Genomic DNA, 2545 nt, shown 5'->3' with positions numbered 1-2545 from the left:
CGTGAAAGTCAGAATGTTTTCGGCCATGGTGTCGCGAAAGCTGGCAATGCTGGCGTTGCGGTCGCTCACGGCCACGATGCGTGGGCGCTCTCGCAGCGCTGACACCACCGCCGGGCGCGATTCAGGCGGCACTTTGAGCCACGCACCCGACACCAGATCGCCATCTTGGCGCAGCCGGTTGAGCCAACCGCGATCGGCATAGGCGCCCACACCCAGGTATTCGGTGACGGTGGCCGCCAGGGGCAGTTGCAGCGTTTCGCGGCGGCCGTCCAGAAACTCCACTTCCAGCAGGTCGCCCGGGCGCACGGCCAACAACTCAGCCAGGTAGTCGGTCAGCAGCAGGCCTTCGGCGGGCATGGGCACGCTTTGCAGCGACGCGTCGAGCACCCGTTTCAGGTCGGCAGTGTCGCTCATGCCTTGCAGGGCGGTGGTGTAGCTGCGGTGGCCACTGCGCAGTTTCACGGCGCTGGTCCGAAAACCTTCGACGGCTTGCACGCCGGGAATGGACCGCAACTCGCTGATGGCGCGCGCGCCGGCGGGCTCGGCCAAGGTCACGGTGAGGTCATCGCGCTGGGCCAGGCCAAACTGCACGGCAATCATCTCTTCAATGGCGTCGCCCTGCAGGTTGGACATCACCAGAATGCCGCAGGCCATCCCCATGCCGACAATCGACATCAGCGAGCGCAGCGGGCGCCGCTCCAGGTTGCGCACCACCATGCGGGCGGCGGCGTCCAGCAATTGGCCAGCGCCCAGGCGTTCGGTGAGCGTGCGCCGGTACACCGCAGGCGCTTCGGGGCGCATGGCCTCGGCCGGTGAGAGCCGAAAGGCCCGCAGCAGCCCCTGCGCCGTGCCCAGCGCGGCGGCCGCCACGGCAAAGCCCATCGCCATGGCCCAAACCACCGGTTCCACCGACCACTCCAGAAAGGGGAATCGGTAGAAACGCATGTACAAGTCGGCCATGCCGCGCCCCATCCAGGCGCCCAGCGCCACGCCGGGCAACACGCCCACGCCCACCATCAGCAGCACCAGCTGGGCGTAGTGCCGTCCCACCTCCCAGCGGCTGTAGCCAAATGCCTTGAGCACCGCGATTTGCTCGCGCTGGGTGCCGATCAGGCGGCTGATCACGACACTGAGCAAAAAAGCCGAAACGCCCAGAAAGATGCCGCTGAAGAGCCGGGTCATGGTTTCGAGCTGCGCGAGCTCCTCGTCCAGGAATCGGTGCGACATTTGCAGATCGCGTCCGTGGGCCCCCAGGCTCCCATAGGGCTTCAGCAGCCGGTCCAGCGGGTCAATGACCGTGTGCGTCGCTGCGTCAGGCTGCAGGCGAATGCTCAGCTGGTTGAAAGCACCGTCCAGATCAAACGCGCTGGCCAGTGCCTCGCGCCGCATCCACAAAATGGCGAAGCGCTCGAAGTCGGGAAACACATCGCCGGCGCGTATCTGGTAAATGAATTCGGGCGACAAACCCACCCCGCTCAACGTGAGCCGCTGGCGGCGCCCGTTCACGATGGCTGTGAAGCCATCGCCGGGGTGCAGCCCATGGGCCTGCGCAAAGGCCTCACCCGCCACCACCTCCCAGGCGCGCTCGGGCAACCGGCCTTCACGCAAATAAACCTGGTTCAAGTCGTCGTCACCCGGCTCCGCCAAGGACACCACCTGCGCGGTGACCGCCTGGTTGTAGCCGTCCAGCTCCAGGTTCACGCCCGCCACGATGCGCGCCTGCGCCTGCGCCACACCGGGGAGGGCGCGCACCTCATGCAGCACCGACAAAGGCGCACGCTTGACCTGCACAAACACATCGGCGAAGCGGTAGGTTTCGTAAAACCGCGCGCGGGTGTCCGACAGCGCCTGGTGGTTGGTGACCGCCATCACCATGGTGGCGATGCCGCCGACCACCACCAGTGCAATGGCCAGCGACTGTCCACGCAGTTGCCAGAAGTCGCGCCAGAGTTTGTGGTGCAAGGCTTTCACCAGTGCAACTCCGATGCCGGTCTGGGCTGCGCATTGCGTTCCTCGCGCGCAATCGCGCCGTCGCTCAGGTAAATCACCCGGTTGGCCATGGCCGCGATGCCCACGTTGTGGGTGATGATGACCGTGAGTGCACCGGTTTCTAGGTGGATGTGCTCCAGCGCCTGCAACACCAGCACACCGGTGGCCGAGTCCAGGGCACCGGTGGGCTCGTCGCACAGCAGCACCGCCGGGCGTTTGGCGATGGCGCGAGCAATGGCCACGCGCTGCTGCTCGCCGCCCGAAAGCTGGGCCGGGAAATGGTGCCGGCGGTCGGCCAGCCCCACCAGCGCGAGCGCGTCCAGCGCGGGCATGGGGTTTTCGGCAATGTCGGTGACCAGCGCCACGTTTTCCAGTGCCGTCAGGCTGGGTATGAGGTTGTAGAACTGAAAAACAAAGCCGACCGACGCTCGGCGAAACCGGGTCAGGGCGTCTTCGCCAGCACCAGTGAGCGTGTGGCCCTGGCACACCACCTGGCCCTGGGTGGGCGCATCCAGTCCACCCAGGATGTTCAGCAAGGTCGATTTGCCGCTGCCCG

General features: G+C 66.2%; 2 protein-coding genes. Both read right to left on the bottom strand.

The features are described from left to right. Positions 1–1971, bottom strand: a 1971-nt coding sequence (locus tag GPT33_RS18430; RefSeq protein WP_296812007.1) for an ABC transporter permease, incomplete at its 3' end; no start/stop codon positions are given. Beyond that, positions 1968–2545, bottom strand: a 578-nt coding sequence (locus GPT33_RS18425; protein WP_296812004.1) for an ABC transporter ATP-binding protein, incomplete at its 5' end; no start/stop codon positions are given. The genes GPT33_RS18425 and GPT33_RS18430, both read right to left, overlap by 4 nt.

The organism is Thiocapsa sp. (genome assembly GCF_011390875.1).
Taxonomy (GTDB): Bacteria; Pseudomonadota; Gammaproteobacteria; order Chromatiales; family Chromatiaceae; genus Thiocapsa.
The sequence above is the reverse complement of the archived record's forward strand: the minus strand, read 5'-3'. Positions and strand labels throughout refer to the sequence as shown.